At 33.4% G+C, this 19,550-nt stretch carries 19 protein-coding genes; 6 read left to right on the plus strand and 13 right to left on the minus strand.

Annotated elements, in window-relative coordinates:
• Window position 1: 1 nt before the first annotated feature.
• The 12 genes from hisIE to sucD form a co-directional block, all read right to left on the minus strand.
• Entirely contained in the window at window positions 2-631 is a 630-nt protein-coding gene (hisIE, locus tag H033_RS0113020) for a bifunctional phosphoribosyl-AMP cyclohydrolase/phosphoribosyl-ATP diphosphatase HisIE (protein WP_026838699.1), read from the minus strand.
• Window positions 632-658: 27 nt separating this feature from the next.
• The gene (gene hisF, locus H033_RS0113025) at window positions 659-1,414 is read right to left on the minus strand and encodes an imidazole glycerol phosphate synthase subunit HisF (RefSeq protein WP_026838700.1); all 756 of its coding nucleotides are present in this window, start codon (window positions 1,412-1,414) and stop codon (window positions 659-661) included.
• Window positions 1,415-1,423: 9 nt separating this feature from the next.
• Window positions 1,424-2,164, minus strand: a complete 741-nt coding sequence (gene hisA, locus H033_RS0113030) for a 1-(5-phosphoribosyl)-5-[(5-phosphoribosylamino)methylideneamino]imidazole-4-carboxamide isomerase (RefSeq protein ID WP_026838701.1) — start codon at window positions 2,162-2,164, stop codon at window positions 1,424-1,426.
• A gap of 12 nt (window positions 2,165-2,176) precedes the next feature.
• Window positions 2,177-2,758: an imidazole glycerol phosphate synthase subunit HisH gene (gene hisH / locus H033_RS0113035; RefSeq protein ID WP_026838702.1), complete on the minus strand. Its 582-nt coding sequence runs from the start codon at window positions 2,756-2,758 to the stop codon at window positions 2,177-2,179.
• Between the two features lie 37 nt (window positions 2,759-2,795).
• Window positions 2,796-3,935 carry a bifunctional histidinol-phosphatase/imidazoleglycerol-phosphate dehydratase HisB gene (gene hisB, locus H033_RS0113040; protein ID WP_026838703.1) on the minus strand — a complete coding sequence of 380 codons (1,140 nt, stop codon included), beginning with the start codon at window positions 3,933-3,935 and terminating at the stop codon, window positions 2,796-2,798.
• Between the two features lie 77 nt (window positions 3,936-4,012).
• Window positions 4,013-5,062 carry a histidinol-phosphate transaminase gene (hisC, locus tag H033_RS0113045; protein ID WP_026838704.1) on the minus strand — a complete coding sequence of 350 codons (1,050 nt, stop codon included), beginning with the start codon at window positions 5,060-5,062 and terminating at the stop codon, window positions 4,013-4,015.
• A 2-nt stretch (window positions 5,063-5,064) separates the two neighbouring features.
• A complete protein-coding gene (gene hisD / locus H033_RS0113050; protein ID WP_026838705.1) occupies window positions 5,065-6,369 on the minus strand; it encodes a histidinol dehydrogenase in 1,305 nt (434 codons plus the stop codon).
• A gap of 16 nt (window positions 6,370-6,385) precedes the next feature.
• Complete coding sequence (gene hisG, locus H033_RS0113055) at window positions 6,386-7,249, minus strand: ATP phosphoribosyltransferase (RefSeq protein ID WP_026838706.1); 864 nt, start codon at window positions 7,247-7,249, stop codon at window positions 6,386-6,388.
• Between the two features lie 343 nt (window positions 7,250-7,592).
• Entirely contained in the window at window positions 7,593-8,408 is an 816-nt protein-coding gene (locus tag H033_RS0113060) for a prohibitin family protein (protein WP_026838707.1), read from the minus strand.
• A 20-nt stretch (window positions 8,409-8,428) separates the two neighbouring features.
• Window positions 8,429-10,474, minus strand: coding sequence for a VWA domain-containing protein (locus H033_RS0113065; RefSeq protein ID WP_026838708.1), 2,046 nt, complete (start codon window positions 10,472-10,474; stop codon window positions 8,429-8,431).
• 268 nt (window positions 10,475-10,742) lie between these two features.
• Window positions 10,743-11,489: a 3-oxoacyl-[acyl-carrier-protein] reductase gene (fabG, locus tag H033_RS0113070; protein ID WP_026838709.1), complete on the minus strand. Its 747-nt coding sequence runs from the start codon at window positions 11,487-11,489 to the stop codon at window positions 10,743-10,745.
• 287 nt (window positions 11,490-11,776) lie between these two features.
• The gene (sucD, locus tag H033_RS0113075) at window positions 11,777-12,661 is read right to left on the minus strand and encodes a succinate--CoA ligase subunit alpha (protein ID WP_026838710.1); all 885 of its coding nucleotides are present in this window, start codon (window positions 12,659-12,661) and stop codon (window positions 11,777-11,779) included.
• A 156-nt stretch (window positions 12,662-12,817) separates the two neighbouring features.
• On the opposite strand from sucD, the gene H033_RS0113080 reads away from it, so the two are divergent.
• The 4 genes from H033_RS0113080 to H033_RS0113095 all read left to right on the plus strand — a co-directional run bounded on the left by H033_RS0113080 (window position 12,818) and on the right by H033_RS0113095 (window position 15,987).
• The gene (locus tag H033_RS0113080; RefSeq protein ID WP_026838711.1) at window positions 12,818-14,338 is read left to right on the plus strand and encodes a site-specific integrase; all 1,521 of its coding nucleotides are present in this window, start codon (window positions 12,818-12,820) and stop codon (window positions 14,336-14,338) included.
• Window positions 14,339-15,013: 675 nt separating this feature from the next.
• Window positions 15,014-15,136, plus strand: coding sequence for a hypothetical protein (locus H033_RS22310; RefSeq protein ID WP_262489309.1), 123 nt, complete (start codon window positions 15,014-15,016; stop codon window positions 15,134-15,136).
• Window positions 15,137-15,180: 44 nt separating this feature from the next.
• Window positions 15,181-15,603, plus strand: a complete 423-nt coding sequence (locus H033_RS0113090; RefSeq protein WP_026838712.1) for a hypothetical protein — start codon at window positions 15,181-15,183, stop codon at window positions 15,601-15,603.
• Window positions 15,604-15,987 carry a hypothetical protein gene (locus H033_RS0113095; RefSeq protein WP_026838713.1) on the plus strand — a complete coding sequence of 128 codons (384 nt, stop codon included), beginning with the start codon at window positions 15,604-15,606 and terminating at the stop codon, window positions 15,985-15,987.
• A gap of 102 nt (window positions 15,988-16,089) precedes the next feature.
• Here H033_RS0113095 and H033_RS0113100 read toward each other — a convergent pair whose 3' ends face one another.
• Window positions 16,090-16,689, minus strand: coding sequence for a recombinase family protein (locus H033_RS0113100; protein ID WP_026838714.1), 600 nt, complete (start codon window positions 16,687-16,689; stop codon window positions 16,090-16,092).
• 438 nt (window positions 16,690-17,127) lie between these two features.
• Here H033_RS0113100 and H033_RS0113105 point away from each other — a divergent pair, with 438 nt between their 5' ends.
• Together H033_RS0113105 and H033_RS0113110 are read left to right on the plus strand one after the other, a co-directional pair.
• Entirely contained in the window at window positions 17,128-17,805 is a 678-nt protein-coding gene (locus tag H033_RS0113105) for a hypothetical protein (protein ID WP_026838715.1), read from the plus strand.
• Window positions 17,806-18,016: 211 nt separating this feature from the next.
• Window positions 18,017-18,502, plus strand: coding sequence for a hypothetical protein (locus H033_RS0113110; RefSeq protein ID WP_026838716.1), 486 nt, complete (start codon window positions 18,017-18,019; stop codon window positions 18,500-18,502).
• Window positions 18,503-19,550: the final 1,048 nt, after the last annotated feature.

The raw sequence follows: 19,550 nt of genomic DNA on the forward strand, positions 1-19,550 counted from the left end.
ATCACTTCTTAGCATGTCTCTTTTCCAACACATCAACAATATTGCTTAAACCAAAACCTTTGGCTTTTAGTAAAATTATATAGTGGAAAAGTAAGTCGGCACTTTCATTCAAAAAAAGATCATCATTATCATCTTTTGCTTCAATAACCGTTTCTATAGCTTCCTCTCCCACTTTTTGTGCAATCTTATTCATGCCATCATCAAATAAGGAAACCACGTAACTAGCATCCTCTTTAGCTCTCAACTCCGGTGCTATCTCGCTTTTCTTCTTACGGTCTTCAATAATTCCTTCGAGCTCAGAAAGAAATCCAAAGTTTTGATCATTATTTTCTCCCCAACAAGTATCTGTTCCTTTATGACAGGTAGGACCATGTGGAATTACAGAAATCAGCAGAGTATCATTATCACAGTCATTCTTGATATTCACTACTTCTAAGAAATTTCCACTTTCTTCTCCTTTAGTCCAAAGTCGGTTTTTACTTCTGCTATAAAAAGTGACTTTATTAATTTCATTGGTTTTCAAAAAAGCTTCCTCATTCATATACCCCAACATCAACACATTTTTTGTATAATTATCCTGAATGATTACCGGTACTAAACCATCGTTATTTTTATTAAAATCTATTTCCATTGTCTTATATTTTCTTCTGAAGAATGATTAGATCCTTACTGGAATTCCTTTATTTTTTAATTCTTCTTTTAAATCCTTTATTTCAATCTCCTTAAAATGAAAAACACTCGCTGCCAAAGCGGCATCTGCCTTTCCTTTTATAAATGCATCACAAAAATGCTGCATATTTCCGGCTCCACCAGAAGCAATTATCGGAATATTTAATTCTGTAGATAATCTTGCCAAGGCTTCATTTGCAAAACCATTCTTGGTGCCATCATTATTCATAGAGGTAAACAAAATTTCACCAGCTCCTCTTTTTTCAACTTCTTTAGCCCATTCGAATAAATTCAACTCTGTGGGAACCTTCCCTCCTACCAAATGCACTATCCATTCGCCATCTATCAGTTTGGCATCTATAGCAACAGTAATACACTGACTGCCAAATTTAGCGGCTAATCTATTTATAAGATCAGGATCTTTAACCGCGGAAGAATTAATGGATACTTTATCTGCGCCGTTTTGAAGTAGAATATCAACATCTTCTACTGAGGAAATTCCACCTCCAACCGTAAATGGAATATTGATTTTTTCAGCTACTTTTAAAACCAAATTAGCTAAGGTTTTTCTTCGCTCTTCTGTAGCAGAGATATCTAGGAAAACCAACTCATCTGCTCCAGATGCTGCATAAATTGCTGCCAATTCAACTGGATCTCCTGCATCTCTAAGATCTACGAAATTTATCCCTTTTACAGTTCTTCCATTTTTGATGTCTAAACAAGGAATTATTCTTTTAGTTAACATAGTGTTGAGTTATTTGTAATTCAAAATAAAGCCCTCTAGTTGCTTCATACTAATCTTGTTCTCATAGATAGCTTTTCCTATAATGGTTCCTTCACAGCCCATTTCTGCAAGCCTTGGAAGTTCATCAAAAGTCGAAATACCACCGGAAGCGATCAATTTAATAGCCTTGTCATTTCCAGAGGTTTTCGTTAGTATCTTCTCATATAGATCAAAAGAAGGGCCTTCCAGCATTCCATCTTTAGAAATATCTGTACAAATCACATACTGCAAACCATCTTTTAAATAATTATCTATAAAAGGGACTAATTCCTCTTTAGATTCTTCCAACCAGCCACTAATAGCAACTTTTTCATCTTTAGCATCTGCTCCTAAAATTATTTTCTCACTTCCATATTTTTCTATCCAGGAAAGAAATAAATCTCTATTCTTCACAGCGATACTTCCTCCCGTAATTTGCTGTGCTCCGCACTCAAAAGCGATTTCCAGATCTTTATTGGATTTCAGACCACCTCCAAAATCAATTTTAAGATTGGTGTTTTTAGCGATTTGCTCTAAAACCTTATAATTTACAATGTGGCTAGACTTTGCACCATCCAAATCTACAAGATGAAGAGATTTAATACCATGGGCTTCAAACTCCTTTGCAACCTCAAGTGGATTCTCATTATATATTTTTTTGGTATTATAATCTCCTTTAGAGAGTCTAACGCATTTACCGTCTATAATATCTATTGCGGGAATAATTCTCATTATACTTTTAAATTATAGTTCTAAAAAATTCTTTAAAATTTGCTCTCCTGCATTACTGCTTTTTTCAGGATGAAACTGAACTCCATAAAAATTATCTTTTTTCAGCGCTGTGCTATATTTGACCCCATACTCTGAAGTTGCTATTGTTTGTTCACATTCGGCTACGTAATAGCTATGCACCAAATACACATATTCCAACTCCTTAATATTCTTGAATAAAGATGAGCTCAATTCAGAAATTTGATTCCATCCTATTTGTGGAACTTTAACGGAAGTATTGAATTTTATTACCGGAGCCTCAAAAATGCCTAATCCGGTAGTATCACCTTCTTCACTTTTGGTGCACATCAATTGCATTCCCAAACATATTCCCAAAACTGGCTGCTTTAAAGTAGGAATAAGTAGATCCAATTTGGATTGCTTAAGCATTCGCATTGCACTACTCGCCTCGCCAACTCCTGGAAAGATCACTTTATTTGCAGCTTTAATTTCAGCTTCATTACTACTCAAAACAGCTTCAAAACCCAAACGTTGAATTGCAAATTTGATACTTTGGATATTTCCTGCTCCGTAATCTATAATTACTATTTTCATTCTTAGTACTTAATCTAGGATTCTCACCCATTAAATATTATAGCATCCCCTTTGTTGAAGGAAGGATCATCTTTTCCGTATCTCTTTTTACTGCCATCTTGATAGCTTTAGCAAATGCTTTAAAAATTGCTTCTATCTTATGATGCTCGTTGGTGCCTTCTGCCTTGATATTCAAATTCGCTTTAGCACCATCTGTAAATGATTTGAAGAAATGAAGAAACATCTCTGTCGGCATTTTCCCTATCATTTCTCGTTTGAATTCGGCATCCCAAACTAACCAGTTCCTACCTCCAAAGTCTATAGCCGCCTGTGCAAGGCAATCGTCCATAGGTAAGCAAAATCCATAACGTTCTATTCCGAGTTTGTTTCCCAGTGCTAAACGGTAAGCTTCTCCAAGCGCAATGGCTGTATCTTCTATGGTATGGTGCTCATCTACTTCCAGATCACCTTTCACTTTTATCTCCAGATCCATTTGGCCATGACGTGATATTTGATCTAGCATGTGATCGAAGAAATCTAATCCAGTAGAAATATCAGATTTTCCGGTTCCATCTAAATTAAGACGAATAAATATATCTGTCTCATTGGTTTTTCGGTTGATTTCTGAAGAGCGTTCTTTCAGCTTTAAAAATTCATAGATCTTTTCCCAACTGGAAGTTCTAATGGCAATCGAATTATCAATTTCTTCCTGACTATTTTTCAACTCATCTTTTGCAAGCTCCTCATGAGTATCAATAAAAATACCTTTTCCACCAAAATTTAAGGCAAATTCCATATCTGTCATTCGGTCTCCAATCATATAAGATCCGGCAAGATCATAGGCTTCATTATTTAGATAATTTTCTTCCAATAAACCAGTATTGGGTTTTCTGGTTGGAGAATTATCCTTCGCAAAGGTTCTATCCATGAGAACTTCATTAAAAACAACTCCTTCATTCGAAAACGTTTTTAAAACGAAATTCTGAATTGGCCAAAAAGCAGTTTCCGGATATGCATCGGTTCCTAAACCATCTTGATTAGTGACCATTACCAATTCATAATCCAGCTCCTTTGCTATTTTGGATAAATAGAATAATGCCTGCGGATAGAATTCTAATTTCTCTAAATTGTCTATCTGATAATCTTCTGGCTCATGAATAAGTGTGCCATCCCGATCTATAAAAAGTATTTTTTTCATGTTTTTCTCTTCTTAATTTAGATTAATCAATCTCCTCTCAAGTATCATAATAATTACAATCCTCGAAATACCTTAGTTCAATCTAAACTTTTTAAAACCTTAATTAATTTCAAATTTTCTTCTTTGGTGCCTACCGTTAAACGCAATGTATTTTCACAAAGTGGTTGATTAGTTCGGTTCCTAATTACCACACCTTTATCTAAAAGTTGATCATATCTTTTTAAAGCATCATCTACTTTCACTAAAACGAAATTAGCATCAGATCTGTAAATTTTTTCGATAAATTTAACTTCAAGTAAAGCTTTAGATAACACGCCTCTTTCATACACTATATCAGCTATTTCACTATTTACTTCTGAAATGTTTTGAAGTCGGTAGTGAGCTCTATTCTGAGTTAATTCATTTACGTTATAAGGCGGCTTTATCTTATTTAGGATTGTAATAATTTCTTCTGAAGCATAACAGATTCCCAATCTAATTCCTGCCATCCCATAGGCTTTTGAAAGTGTTTGGGTAATGATCAAATTAGGATATTTATCCAATTCTTCAATCCAACTAACTTGTTCAGAAAAATCAATATAGGCTTCATCTAAAACCACAAGGCCTTCAAATTTCTCTAATATTTCAGTGATTTTATCTCTACTGAAAGAGTTTCCTGTCGGATTATTTGGAGAGCATAAAAAGATCAATTTTGTATTATTATCTACTTTCTTAAAGATCCCTTCAATATTTGGCTCAAAATCTTCTGTCAATAAAACTTCTCTACTTTCTATATTATTGATCCCAGCTAAAACATTGTACATGCCGTAAGTTGGAGGCAATGTAATTACGTTATCTAATGCTGGTTCACAGAAAGCCCTGTAAATAAGGTCTAGAACTTCATCGCTACCATTTCCTAATAAAATATTTTTAGTAGAGATATTCTTGATCTCAGATAACTTAGCTTTTAGTTTCCTCTGCTGTGGGTCTGGATATCTGTTAACCCCTGTTTCGTTGGGGTTTTCATTCGCATCTAAAAAGATCATTTTTGATCCTATAGAGGTATATTCATCTCTAGCTGAAGAATAGGCTTTTAAAGCCAATACGTTAGGTCTCACTAACTTATTAATATCTATAATTTTCTCCATCGTTAAACAGATTTCATCTTGTTTTCATTCAATTTCTTCAATCGCAGACTTACTGCATTTTTATGAGCCTGAAGCCCCTCTGCCTCTGCCATGATCTCTATTGCCGGACCAATATTCTTGATGCCTTCTTCCGATATCTTCTGGAAAGTCATACTCTTCATAAAGCTATCCAGATTTACACCGCTGTATTGTTTTGCGAAACCATTGGTAGGCAACGTATGGTTAGTTCCAGAAGCATAATCTCCTGCACTTTCTGGCGTATAATTACCAATAAATACGGATCCAGCGTTTGCGATATTATCTACATAAAAATCATTATCTGTAGTGCATATAATTAAATGTTCTGGACCGTACTCATTTATAATTTCCATCGCTAATTCTTTATTCTCTAAATAGATGAGTTTAGAATTAGCAATAGATCTTTGAGCCATTTCTTTTCTTGGTAATTCCTCTAGCTGAAGTTCCACTTCTCGCTCCACGGCTTCAATCATTTTTTCCGAAGTCGAGATAAGGATCACCTGACTATCTGAACCATGTTCTGCCTGGCTAAGAAGATCTGATGCAACAAAAGCTGCATCGGCAGTATTATCTGCCACCACAAGTAATTCAGAAGGCCCAGCTGGCATATCTATCGCAACATGGAACTTTGTAGCTAATTGCTTTGCTACTGTCACAAATTGATTCCCAGGACCAAATATCTTATAAACTTTGGGTACAGTCGCTGTCCCAAAGGTAAGAGCTGCAATAGCTTGAATCCCACCGATCTTAAAAATTTTACTTATTCCGCAAAGTGCAGCAGTATAGAGAATAACCGGATTGATCTCTCCATTATTATTTGGTGGGGTACATAATACAATCTCCTTGCAACCAGCAATGTTAGCAGGGGTTGCGAGCATTAGAATAGTCGAAAACAATGGTGCGCTTCCTCCAGGAATATAAAGCCCCACCTTTTGAATAGGACGTTTCTCCTGCCAGCAATCTACTCCTTTAGAAGTAGTTACTTCTACTTTCGGTGTTTTTTGGGCTTCGTGGAATTTTTCAATATTAGATTTTGCTAGTTGTATTGCATTCTTCAATTCTTCAGACACAGAATTATTAGCATTCTCAATTTCTTCAGTAGAAACTTTAAAATCATCTAATTTTATACCATCAAAAATATCGGTATACTTTACCACAGCAACATCTCCTTTTGCTCTTACTTCAGAAAAAATCTCGTTTACTGTTAACTCTATATCTTCCAGGGTTTGGGTTGGCCTTTTCAGTAAAGCTTGCCAAAATTCTTGCTTTGGCTTATATATTTTATTCATAATCTCCAGAGTTAAATTATAAAACCATTTTTTCTATTGGTGCAACTAGAATTCCTTCTGCTCCTAGCTCTTTTAGCTCATGTATGATCTCCCAGAATCTATTTTCCTGAATTACGGTATGAATAGAACTCCAGCCTTTTTCTGCCAATGGAAGTACTGTAGGACTTCGCATACCTGGTAATAAATCGATAATTTCCTCTAATTTATCATCTGGGGCATTCAAAAGGATATATTTTGAAGTTCTAGCATTTAGTACAGATTTTAACCTGAATTCCAGTTTGTTTAAGATCTCTCTTCTATCTTCAGAAATATTTGGAGCAACCGCTAGAATAGCTTCACTCTTCATCATCACTTCCACTTCCTTCAAATTGTTCTTAAATAAAGTATTTCCGCTAGACACAATATCACAAATAGCATCTGCCAAACCAATATTAGGGGCAATTTCCACCGAACCATTAATTATATGAAGATCGGCAGTGATGCCTTTTTTCTTCAGAAATGAATTCAAGGTATTTGGATAGGAAGTCGCAATTCTCTTGCCGTCAAGATCTTCTAGTCCATTATACTTAGCTGATTTTGGAACAGCAATGGAAACTTTACATTTTGAGAATCCCAGTTTTAGTGAATGAATAATATCTTCCCCTTTTTCTTCCAAAACGTTTTCTCCTAAAAATGCGATATCTACTACCCCATCTCTAAGGTATTGTGGAATATCTCCATTACGAAGGTATAACACCTCTAATGGAAAATTGGAAGCGGTCGCTTTTAGTTGTTCTTTTCCGTTATCTATAGAGATCCCGGCATCCTTAAGTATTTTAAGGGAATCCTCGTTTAATCTTCCTGCCTTTTGAATTGCAATTCTTAGTTTTTCTTTACTCATCTTTTTAATTTCTTAAATTTTAATCCCTCATTGAGGGTTTAATTCCCCGTCCCGATGATTCGGGATTCCTCGAATTTTAAAAGTATTTCCAAGTCATACCTCGTGGGCTAGCCCCGTGGTTCTTGATTTTGAAAACCGAACAGGAAACAAAAAACCCGTTCGATCGCTCAAACGGGTTTTTAAATATGTTAAATTTACTACATATCAAAATCACCTCGCCAAAACGGAGTAGTGAAAATGATGATGATGTAGCTGAATTGTTCTCATAATTAAAGCAAATCTAGTACATTTTTTTAGAAACTAAAACACGTTTCGAAAATTTTATGACTTGAATAATCGATTTTTAGTTATTTCCAAGAATCAAAGGCATTCCACCCTCACCAGATCCAATCACTACTACTTTCGCATTCGGTGATTTAGATAGCTCTACAGTTGCCTGAATTCCTTTTTCTCTTAAAATCTTATCGTTCAACGAAGCACTAAGAATTTCATTGGCTTTAGCTTTACCCTCAGCATCAATTTTTTGACGTTGTGCCTCTTGAGTAGCTTTGGTTAATCTAAATTCATATTCTAAAGATTCTTGCTCTTGTCTCAACTTTCTTTCAATTGCTTCCTTAATGTTTTGTGGAAGAGAAACATCCCTTACCAAAACTTCATTTACCTGAACATATTGATTTTTCAGTAGAATTCTGGTTTCTTCCAAAATCTCTCTCTGAATTGCTTCTCTTTTACTAGCATATAATTGTTCTGGAATATATCTTCCCACTACTGCTCTAGCAGCAGATCTAACTGCAGGTTGTAATACCCTTGCAACATACATTTCCCCTTTTTCTTGGTGTAAAGATCCTAGATCTGCATATAAAGGCTCATACCAAACCGATACGTCTAGCTTTATTTCCAACCCATTAGAAGAAAGAACTTGCATTTTTTCTTCTAAAGCTTGTTGCCTTACTTCATAAACAATTACTTTGTTCCAAGGTGCTACTACGTGAAATCCTTCACCCAATGGTGGCTCAGAGGTAACAACTCCATCATCAAAGGTTTTATACAAAACTCCAGCTGCACCAGAATCTATGGTAACTGTAGATTTTGCGATGATAATAATTAAAATAACAACTAAAATTAAAATTGGTAAGCCAATTTTAGGTAATTTATCCATAAACTTATTTTTTGTGATTATTAAATTAAACCGAAATATTTTCTTGTAAACCACTCGGTGCTAAGACTTAACACTAATAGAATCAATAAAAATTTCCATTTTATCAAAGGTACGTTTTTTTCACGGCTCTTTTGCACTGAAACAAAGCCTTTGTCCTGTGCTAAGTCTTGAATTATTTTTAGCTCCTCCCCTAACAAATAGGTTTGTCCGGAATTGTTCTTAGCCAGAAATTCCATTTTATCAAAATTTGCGGACGAGAATTGCTGCTCTACATTATATTCCAAAACCTCAAAACTCCCTTGTTTCTGTATTCCCGACACCTCTTCCTTAATTGTGAATTCGTATTCTCCAGTACTAAGCGCATCTAAATCTACTTTATAAAAATTGGAGCTAGGTAGCATCTGAGCTTCAAATGTCTCATTAGAATCTAATTTTCTAAGGAAAATATTAAGATTCGCATCTGGTGAAAAAATATAATTCTCATCAAAGAACTGTGCAGTTATCTTTATTTCATAATTCTCCAAATAAACAGGCTCCGATTCATAAGTTAACCGATCCCGCTTTTTAGTTGAGGATAAATACTGAACAAACTTGCCCCAAAAGTCATCTATAAGTTCAAAGCTTCCTCTTGTTCTATAATTATCTAATCTCCATTTCCAAGAATTCTCGCCAAACAGTACACCTGTTTTTAAAGTGTTTGTTTCAAATATGCTCAATAGTGGTTGCAGAGTGGCAATCCCTTCTATCTTTTGATACAGGAGCGTATTAGAATTTACAGCAATTATATTTAAAGTTCCAAAGGAGTCTTCTATAGGAGGAAAATCCTCAAATCCAATATCTTCAAATTGGTATTGAAGGAAGTTTTCATTATAAATAGGAAACAGGTCTTGAGTTTGATTTGAAGTGTTTTTGATTACATATTGTTGGACTTTATTCAGGAAACCCCAATCTGTTTTGGTGCCTGTAATGATAAAACGATTAATTTTTCGCTTATCTAATTCTTTATAAACTGAATTAAACTTATTATTTGGCTGATAGAGTATAACTAATTGATAATCATTTAATTTCAAAATATTAAAATTATCTATATCCTTCAACATTACCTCCCTTTGCTTATTGTTTTCGATAGATTTCTTAAGTGCTCCAAGATCAGGATGGGAAATATCAGAGAGCAAAAGAATATTAGTTCTTTCATCTATCACTTCTACCGCAAACTTTCTTTTATTATTAACTTCATTCTTTTCATTTTGAGAGGAAGTAATGCTCGCTTCATAAATTATTGTTCCAAGTTGTTTAGCGGTTAAGGTGGTATTTATAATTTCTGAAGAACTTTCTTTATCGAAATCTATGGTTTTACTAAAGAGAATACTGTTTCCTGCCTTTAACTGAAAATTAGTCTTTATAGCATCGTTCCCAGAATAATTAAGAAAAATCTCTACAGGAAATTGATTGTTTAAAAATGCATATTTATTAATATTAAGAGCATTAATAGAAAGATCGAAATTAGTTGCGGTATCCCCTGTTACAACCGAATTTAAAATAATATTTTCGTTGAGCTCAAAGAATTCATAATCCTGTCCATATGTGGAATTTCCATCTGAAAACAAAACCAGCGCAGTCGGCTTATCTTTGTATAACTTATTGAGTTGAGCGATTGCATTATAAATATCTGTCTTGTTTCTATCGATCTTCAAGCTATCATTAGTTGCAATCTCAAGATCACCTCCAAAGTTATATGCTGAAATTTCAAACTGTGCATTCAATGCTTCATTCTTTTTTAATCTCTTGACCAAAGATTGAAGACTGTCTTTTTTTTCTAAATTCTCAATAGATTCAGATCCATCTATTGCAAGAACCAATTTAGGTTTTACCGTTTCAAATTCTGTCTGTTTAATTTTAGGATTTATAAGTAATACCAATAATGTGAAAATACTTATAAAGCGTATTGCTCCAAGAAAATAGGTTTGTCTACTCAGATTTTTATTTTTGAAGAAATAGGAAAAAAAAACAAACCCTAGCGCAAGAATTGCAGCTAGGGTTAAATATAAAATTGTTGCTATTGGCATTTATAAAAATTGAGTTCAGTAAATAAGTTATTTTATACCCGTTTTTTGTCCTCTAGTTATTTCGTCACCCTGAATTTATTTCAGGGTCTCAGTTATTGTATTGATTCTTAGTGTAATGAGATTCTAAAATTCCCGAATCGTCTGGACAGAATGACGTTGTTTATTATTTTATGATACTTTACGGATATACAAATTAAGTAATCTAATTCACCGTTAAAAAATCAATTCCCCAAACATAGTGAGAGATTATTTCAATCCCGCAGATCTTCTAAGTAAGCATCCCACCATTTACATGAATCACTTGTCCTGTAACATAACTACTTAAATCGCTTGCAAGAAAAACACATGCATTTGCGATATCTTCTGGGGTTCCACCTCTTTTTAATGGAATAGACTCTCTCCAACCTTGAACTGTTTTCTCATCCAGCTTTTCAGTCATTTCAGTTTCTATAAATCCTGGTGCTATCACATTTGTTCTAATATTTCTAGAGCCTAATTCTAAGGCCATAGATTTAGAGAATCCAATTATACCAGCCTTAGAAGCGGCATAATTAGATTGTCCCGCATTTCCTTTAACACCAACCACAGAGCTCATATTTATTATGCTACCTGAACGTTGCTTTAACATAGTACGCTGCACCGCTTTGGTCATATTAAACACCGATTTTAAATTCACATCTATCACGGCATCAAAATCTTCTTCAGTCATTCTCATAAGAAGATTATCCTTAGTTATTCCTGCATTGTTGATCACGATATCTATCGCACCAAATTCTTTGGCAACATTTTTAATAAGCTCTTGAGCTTCTTCATAATTTGCTGCGTTAGATTTATAACCTTTAGCTTTTACGCCTAGACTAGTTAACTCCTTTTCCAACTCATTAGCTGCATTAACAGACGAAGCATAAGTGAAAGCTATATTTGCTCCGTGCTTCGCAAATACTTCAGCAACACCTTTCCCAATACCTCTACTACCACCGGTGATGATAGCATTTTTACCTTCTAATAACTTCATATATAATTTTTTAATCCCTCCTTGAGGGTTTTATAATTGCCGGAGGCATCCCCCGATTGTCAAAATAGTTTAAATCCTACACCTCTTGAGTTTGTTGAGAGATCGTGCACTAAACTCTCAAAAAATAAGGTTTAAAGATCAATGATTACAAGCATTAACAAAACTTACCTTGTTAATTGATTCAAATATAACAAAACCAAAAAGTAATAAAATAAAAAAACCTCTTGAAATTACTCATTTACTGAGGAATTAAGAGGTTTTTTTAAAATATATTGATATTTACTTAACTATGCATTCACTGCATTAAGAACTTCTGCTACTTTTTTACCAATTCCAGCTGGTGAATCTACAACATGAATTCCGTTTTCACGAAGTATTTCTTTTTTAGCTTGAGCTGTATCTTCACTTCCACCAACTATCGCTCCTGCATGTCCCATTGTACGACCTGCTGGTGCAGTTTCTCCTGCGATGAACCCTATAACTGGTTTTCTGTTTCCATTAGCCTTGATCCATTGAGCAGCATCAGCTTCCAATTGACCACCAATTTCTCCAATCATAACGATACATTCCGTCTCATCATCATTCATCAACAATTCTACCGCATCTTTGGTAGTTGTTCCTATAATTGGATCTCCACCAATTCCAATTGCAGTAGAGATTCCTAAACCTTGTTTTACAACCTGATCTGCAGCTTCATAAGTAAGCGTTCCAGATTTAGAAACGATTCCAATTTTCCCTTTTTTGAAAACAAAACCTGGCATAATTCCAACTTTTGCTTCTCCTGGAGTGATTACACCAGGACAGTTAGGTCCAACAAGTCTGCAAGGCTTATTTTTAATATAATTGCTTACTTTGATCATATCTGCAACCGGGATACCTTCAGTAATTGTAATAATTACTGCAATTCCAGCATCTGCAGCTTCCATTATAGCATCTGCAGCGAATGCAGGTGGTACAAAAATTATGGAAACATTTGCTCCAGTCTCTTCTACTGCTTGAGAAACAGTATTGAAAACCGGCTTATTTAAATGAGATTGCCCCCCTTTTCCTGGAGTTACCCCTCCAACAACATTGGTCCCATATTCTATCATTTGTTCAGCATGAAACGTACCTTCGCTCCCTGTGAAACCTTGAACTAATATCTTTGAATCTTTATTGACTAAAACGCTCATAATTGTTATAATTTTTGCTTTGCAAAAAAGCAAAGCTTTTAATTGTTTGTAAATCAGTAACTTATGTTTTTTAAATGTGCGGTAGCAATAAATTCATTACCTTTATACCTCACATTTTTCATTTAATTATTTCAATTAACACACAAAATTTTTAACATGGAAATCACTCCAAAAGCAAGACCAGTAAAAAATCAACCTACCAAAATATCCATCTTTATTAATGTACATGATGGTGGTCAGCATCCAATAGCTAGACCTTCTGTTAAGGGGGTCAAAATTAACAAAAGTAATTGGAATAAAAAGGGTACAACCGATAAAAAAAACTGGGTTAAGACTTCAGAACCAAATCACAGGGTTATAAATCAAAAGATACATGATTTAATGATTCAGTTAGAAGCCGAGCTAAAAGGATTTACCACCAAAGAAATACTAGTAGAGAAAGACAAAGCAATTAGTGGTGGTCAAAATAATTTTGTTAAGTATTTTGAAACCCAAATGAATGATATTAGAAACCTTACAACCAAAGAAAATGATAAATATGCCATAAGACAGTTTAAGCTATTCTTAGAAGCTAATGATTTGATTGGTATTCAGTTTAAAGATATAAATAATCGATTGGTTAAGGATATGTATAATTACTTTTTAGAGAATTGTAGTGTTGGTTCTGCTAATCAATATTTTGATAGAATAAAAAATTGCTATAATAATGGTGTTGCTGATGAAGATTTGAAGTTCAGCACCACAAAGAACCCATTCTTTAAATTCAAAAAAGAGAGTGTTAAAAAAGTTAATAGAGGTCTTACTAAATCTGAATTTTATAGGTTCAAACGATATGAAGCACCAATCAACAAACCCAAATGGAAACATGCCCAAATGATGTGGTTATTTGAATTGTGGGGTGCATTCAGGGTTAAAGATGTTATCTATATGAAATGGCACAATGTGGTTAATACAGATAATGGTTTTATGTTCGATTTCTTTACATCAAAAAATGGTACAAGGGTTTTTCGAGAAATACCATTTAATGTGTTGGAACTTCTTATACCTCAAATGGCTTTATACTATCCTGAACTGGTTGAAGAATATATGAGTAAGGTCGCAAAGAATGATATCCAAAAAAAGAAGCGTAAATCTCAACCAGAAAAAAAAGAATTATCTAAACAAGAAATATTTCAATTATATAATGAAGGCATGTCAATGGAAGATATCATGAAAATTGATGATAGAAAATATCTAACCAACACACCAGAACAAACTGAATCATTTAATGAATTGTTGGATAGCAACACCAATAAAATGATGTATAATATTTTGGATATGATTATAAATAATAATGGTGATGAATTTATCTTTAATCATGGTAAGGTTGATGATTTGACCCATTTTATTGGTTGGGATAAAGATGAATTTGAACGATATAAAAATGCTGCAACAAAAAACTATGGTGCATTGCAATCAATTAGAAAAAAGCTAGATATCAAAGTGAAGTTCACAGCGCACGTGGCTCGTCATACAGCAACGCAATTCATGCTAGATGGTGGTGCATCAAATCATGAGATATCAGAGTATTTGACCCACTCAAATTTGGTTACAATGGAAAAATATAGACAAACACTGGGTAATAATGCTGGTAAGCTATCAACCACCCTATCAGATTTTATAGGTGATGATAAATAATTAAAGATAATTTGACTTTTTTCATGTTGGATGGTACGCAAATCTAAACAAACAACATTATGAAAACACTTATTAAATCATCTATCGCAATCACAGCCATTCTATTATTAATCTTTATTGTTAGAACCTCAGAAGGTAATCAACCCAATGAATTAAACACAATTGATAAGACCCAACACCAAATGGTATTGTTTGAATCCAAACCCTATGATACAATTACACCAGAAATGTATAAGAGCTTTAGGAAGATTGATAGCCTTAGTAATTCAACGGGGTACTATTACTGCTCACAATAATAAATTCAAATCCAATACAACTACTAATCCTCATATATTAACTTATATGGGGTTTTTTATTTATATAAGTCACTCATTGTTAATTACTTTGTTAACAATAATTCAGCACCCACCACATTTATACTTCTTTTAATATTTAAATTGCATAAGTATTATTTAAAATAATTAATAATGCACTGAACGTTTTTTAAACGAATCTATAACCTATTTATAAAGGATTGATTTGGTCGAAAAATGGGCAAGAAGCAATATTTAGTGAAAATCTATAAATCAAAACACCCCCACTTCAAATAAGTGGATTAATTTACCATTATAACACAAGTGTATAATTATGGTAGTATTGGGGGGTGGTACAACCATAATTTAAAACATTTGAGTTATGTTTTCTGAACTTATCCTACCAGCCATTAGTGCTGTATTCATTACACTTTCTACTTTATTGGCTAAAGATGCTTATTCATGGATAAAGCAAAAATTTAAAAAGGAAAAATCTAAAGAATAATTTGGAATGTTTCCTATATTTGTTTGGAATAATTCCCAATAGCTATGACCCTATTTAGAGCACTTAGCACCATTAAAAAGAATGAACGCAATGAAATTGCTAACCCACTTGAAAATATAGAGGTAGATTATTATTTCATGGCTTCCAGATTTGCTGGTAGTAAAGAAATTGTAAGTATTTGGCTTTGGTCTGTTATTGTAGATAATGAGGGATATGTATACGCAATGAAAACCACACAGATTGGTGATTATTTTGAATGGGAACAACTAATAAGAAATAGAATAAGTGAACACTTATATACTTTGGGTGTTGATAGTCTTATAGTTAAGAGGTTAGTGAGGGATATAGATATAAAAAAAGAAGGTCATATCATTAAAGAAGACCTTAGGTCAAATGGTGACCGTATTGGTATTGATGGAAGTAATGAAATTTATTTGAGAAAGGATAAGTTTTCTTATATTAGGTAAATGAAACATCTCATAGTATTATTTGCAATTCTCATTTCATTGGATGGGTATTCCCAGACCACTTACACTACACCATATACCGAAAACTTCCAGACCCAACAAATTGAAAAAATTGATAGAACAATTAAGATTAGTGAGGAACTTGTAATAATAGAAACCATCATTGATAGCACCAGCACCGATATTCAGCAATTAAGAATCAAAAGTGTGATTAGAAATTTTAATACATCTGGTGAAAATATCACGTATTCATTAACCTCACTAGATGGTTTCTACCCTACCCTACTTATAGTTTATTTGAGACCCAAAATAAATGAAATACATATAATCCAACCCAACCAATCTGGTGATGGTAATGAAAGTTATAGATTTCTAATTGAATAAACGAATAAGCTTTTTATGAGGTTCTAACCTACATAAACCCTACTAGCATCAATAAATAAAAAAACCCCAAATTGGGGTTGTACTAAGTTGTAAGGAGTCGTGTTATAGGACTTCAGAGTATTTCTTTACCTTCTGTACAGTTCCCAAAGATACATCACATAGTTTAGCTATCTTTCTTAGAGGTAGCTCAGATTTGAGCTCTTTAATTACATTAGGATACTTACCTAAGAACTCTTCTCTAGCTTCATTAGAACCTCTTACCCGACCATTATATTTACCATTAGCCTTAGCTATTGCAATACCTTCAGACTGTCTTTCCAACATTGTTGCACGCTCCATCTCAGCTATCTGACCCATCACAGTAGTAATAAGACCAAACGCTGGGTTGCTTTTGCTGTTATCCAATCTACTTTCAATACCTAAACTATCAACCTTAACAGTTACACCATTATCATCTAGTATCTTTAAGGTATTTAGTATGTCTATCAGATTCCTACCCAATCTATCTACCGCATGAACACTCAGATAATTAATTTGGTTAGCTCTAACTTCTTCTAATAGATTCTTACCCTCCGTACGTTCATTGAATGGTGTTGAGCCACTACAAACATCTATAAATAGTTTTTCATTGGGGTGGTTTTTTACTAGCTGTCTTTCTTTATTCTGACTTGCTGAGCTGATTCTTACATATCTTGCTTTCATAGTGCGTGGTATTTATTAGCAGTTACAACACAAATATATAATAATTTATTAAATTGTACTAATTTTAGGGTAGTTGTTTTTGGCACAATAATTCACCAGTAGTTGTGTTGAATATAATTATATAATTGTGCTAGCGTTAAAGCATGCTCTATAAACGACACCATAATTTATAGTTAATCTAAATTGTAGAATATGAATCTAAGATGTTACCAGAGACAAATGCTTTTTTATTAACTATTCCATTTCGACCATTGATGTAATCTACCAATCTTATATTTTAACTTTACTCGAGCTCGAAAAGATTGATAAAGTTGTTGGTTGCAAAATATCACATTCTAAATAATATCAAACCTACGTTTATCCCGTAATATACTCGAGTAAAATGTATATTTGATTCGATATAAACCGTTGTGGTTAAAATTTAAAAATAATTATAGTATGATTTCAAAATATTCTGATTCAAACAAATTTGGAGGAGAAACCTGGCGCATAAAAATCCATTCCCTTTTCCACATCTTCATAAACGACACTAAAGACAATTCGTATTTAGTTGAAATTAAAGAATGGCGTTTTTTTAATTATAAGGTGAGAGAATCTTTCATTTCTAGGAAAGATTTTGAAAAGACTGTATATTTTGCATTTGATAAAATGCAAGAATATTTAAACAATACAAAAAAGTATTATTGGACTAACCAGCAAAAGCAAGGAAAATTAAACATCATAGCTGACTTTGTTCAAGACTACAATAAATCTTCAAGTAATAAGTCTAAAAATGCAATACGAGGAGAGTTTAAAATTTTATTACAAGAATTTGAAAACTCTGACGAAGCTCAAATAATTCAAGAAACTGAGGATTTTGCGCAATTCTATTGGGAATTTCCCGAAAGTAACACTAAAAGCACATATGCAGTAAGAAGAATACGAAATAACAAAGTACGTGTGGAGTGGACTCAAGATGGAAGGCTCGGAAAATTGGAGAATGAATGGGAATTTGATATAAAAAGTGACCAGAGCGATATTAAGTATAAAGTAAATCAAGGTATGAAGGAAATTACGCAAAATGCAACAAGGAAACAACTAGATGATTTATTAAATGGCTTTAACAGCATTGATTAATTTAGTAAAAACACTAATCACAACATCGGTAAAACGCAAATAGCGGGCAATTGAGTGAAAAGTGTTATTTTAGAGACCAATAAACAAACAACAAAGCCGACAAGTTCGTGTCCCTACACCACGCCACTTGCCTTAACCAAGACCGTTGTATGTTAGTAACCGACTCTATCAAATATAAATTTTATTTTATTTCTACTAAAAAATAACTATTATGAAAAACTTTGTGCTTTTAATTATTTTATTGATGGTTCCATTCTTCTTATTTTCTCAAGATGCTACAAAAAAAGAAACTCAAGATTGGATAAAAGATAAGATTGAATTGTATGCATATAATGATAATGAAACTGCTTTCAACTACAAGGTAAATTTTGATGCTACAAGTATTATAATTGATGAAGAATTAATACATAATGTTGGAGGACATCTAAACCATAAAATATCTATCCCTCTTAAAAATTTAATGCAAGTAACTTTTAAAGAGAAAACTGATAACGTATCAATGTACTTGAAATTAAGAAATAATGCAGTTGAGATTAAAGATGAGAGCATAATCTCAGGAGAAACTAAGTATACATCAACTTATCAATTGATGTTCCAGAAGTCTATTGATAGTGAAGGGTTACGTCCACGCTTAACAAAGGCATTCAAACATCTTGTGAAATTATATGGTGGAATAATTGTAGCAGAAAAGTTTTAATACTAAAACTCCCAAATAAAAAAATCTGTATATAACATCGGTTCAGCGCAAATAGCGGGCAATTGGGTGAAAAGTTATATTTTAGAGACCAAGAAATAAACATTAAGCCGACAATTGTGCTCGACCCAAATTCCACCAATATGAATACTATGTCATACTAATTTCAACATGGTCATTCTCATAATTATTATTTTTTAATACCAACATAGCCTCAAATAGATACTTCGAAAATTTATAAAATATTTTTTTTAACGTCATCATGTTTACATGGTCGTGTTTTTTGTTAGTTCTTATATATAAGAATAAATACCTCAGCTCTTTTAAATACTGGCGTTGAGGTGCATAAAATACTTTTAGCAAAACAGGGAGTGGGGGGGTCTTCTCACCTGTCTAATGTCGAGTCAATAGTACACATAAATAGCCATAAAATGCTAGTAATAGCATCTTGATGTTAATGCACCTAACACGCCTGATAGGTTAAGGATATGCGTGTTTGTTTCTTACCACAATATTCAAATTGAAATGGAGTATATCAAATCAATATATCTGTTTTTAGCCTCAGTTATCATACAACATTTGATTTTATGGCTACTTATGATTTTCATTTAATTAGGAATTACTAAGGTTAATCATATAAGTCAAATAAGGCTTTCTAATAGCCTATTTTATGTGAAGATAACAACTTATACCAGAATCTAATGAAGTGAGCTATAATGATATCAAATAGAAGCCTATTTTGAATCTATGTGTGATTTATATAGTAAGTTAATCCCCATCTGGGGGGGTGAGCGCAACGGGGGGCAAATGCATTGAGTTACACCTAGCGGTGCGATTGAGAATAGATAATAAACCAAAACCATCTTATCCCTTCGGGGTTGATGTAACTTATGAATTAAAATTTTGGTGCTATCCAAACCCTTCGGGGCATTGAAGATTATTGTTGTTTAATAAAAATTGAGATATCTCAACAATTATAACCCTTCGGGGATTGAAGTATCTTATTATTTAAAAATAAAGACCTAGCGGTGATGTTGATGTATCTTATTTT

The sequence above is a fragment of the Gillisia sp. JM1 genome (assembly GCF_000424645.1).
GTDB lineage: Bacteria > Bacteroidota > Bacteroidia > Flavobacteriales > Flavobacteriaceae > Gillisia.

What these genes read in the sequence shown, in the direction of transcription:
- hisIE (WP_026838699.1), bottom strand. Translation starts at nt 631, where the DNA reads ATGGAAATAGATTTTAATAAAAATAACGATGGTTTAGTACCGGTAATC.
- hisF (WP_026838700.1), bottom strand. Translation starts at nt 1,414, where the DNA reads ATGTTAACTAAAAGAATAATTCCTTGTTTAGACATCAAAAATGGAAGA.
- hisA (WP_026838701.1), bottom strand. Translation starts at nt 2,164, where the DNA reads ATGAGAATTATTCCCGCAATAGATATTATAGACGGTAAATGCGTTAGA.
- hisH (WP_026838702.1), bottom strand. Translation starts at nt 2,758, where the DNA reads ATGAAAATAGTAATTATAGATTACGGAGCAGGAAATATCCAAAGTATC.
- hisB (WP_026838703.1), bottom strand. Translation starts at nt 3,935, where the DNA reads ATGAAAAAAATACTTTTTATAGATCGGGATGGCACACTTATTCATGAG.
- hisC (WP_026838704.1), bottom strand. Translation starts at nt 5,062, where the DNA reads ATGGAGAAAATTATAGATATTAATAAGTTAGTGAGACCTAACGTATTG.
- hisD (WP_026838705.1), bottom strand. Translation starts at nt 6,369, where the DNA reads ATGAATAAAATATATAAGCCAAAGCAAGAATTTTGGCAAGCTTTACTG.
- hisG (WP_026838706.1), bottom strand. Translation starts at nt 7,249, where the DNA reads ATGAGTAAAGAAAAACTAAGAATTGCAATTCAAAAGGCAGGAAGATTA.
- H033_RS0113060 (WP_026838707.1), bottom strand. Translation starts at nt 8,408, where the DNA reads ATGGATAAATTACCTAAAATTGGCTTACCAATTTTAATTTTAGTTGTT.
- H033_RS0113065 (WP_026838708.1), bottom strand. Translation starts at nt 10,474, where the DNA reads ATGCCAATAGCAACAATTTTATATTTAACCCTAGCTGCAATTCTTGCG.
- fabG (WP_026838709.1), bottom strand. Translation starts at nt 11,489, where the DNA reads ATGAAGTTATTAGAAGGTAAAAATGCTATCATCACCGGTGGTAGTAGA.
- sucD (WP_026838710.1), bottom strand. Translation starts at nt 12,661, where the DNA reads ATGAGCGTTTTAGTCAATAAAGATTCAAAGATATTAGTTCAAGGTTTC.
- H033_RS0113080 (WP_026838711.1), top strand. Translation starts at nt 12,818, where the DNA reads ATGGAAATCACTCCAAAAGCAAGACCAGTAAAAAATCAACCTACCAAA.
- H033_RS22310 (WP_262489309.1), top strand. Translation starts at nt 15,014, where the DNA reads ATGTTTTCTGAACTTATCCTACCAGCCATTAGTGCTGTATTCATTACA.
- H033_RS0113090 (WP_026838712.1), top strand. Translation starts at nt 15,181, where the DNA reads ATGACCCTATTTAGAGCACTTAGCACCATTAAAAAGAATGAACGCAAT.
- H033_RS0113095 (WP_026838713.1), top strand. Translation starts at nt 15,604, where the DNA reads ATGAAACATCTCATAGTATTATTTGCAATTCTCATTTCATTGGATGGG.
- H033_RS0113100 (WP_026838714.1), bottom strand. Translation starts at nt 16,689, where the DNA reads ATGAAAGCAAGATATGTAAGAATCAGCTCAGCAAGTCAGAATAAAGAA.
- H033_RS0113105 (WP_026838715.1), top strand. Translation starts at nt 17,128, where the DNA reads ATGATTTCAAAATATTCTGATTCAAACAAATTTGGAGGAGAAACCTGG.
- H033_RS0113110 (WP_026838716.1), top strand. Translation starts at nt 18,017, where the DNA reads ATGAAAAACTTTGTGCTTTTAATTATTTTATTGATGGTTCCATTCTTC.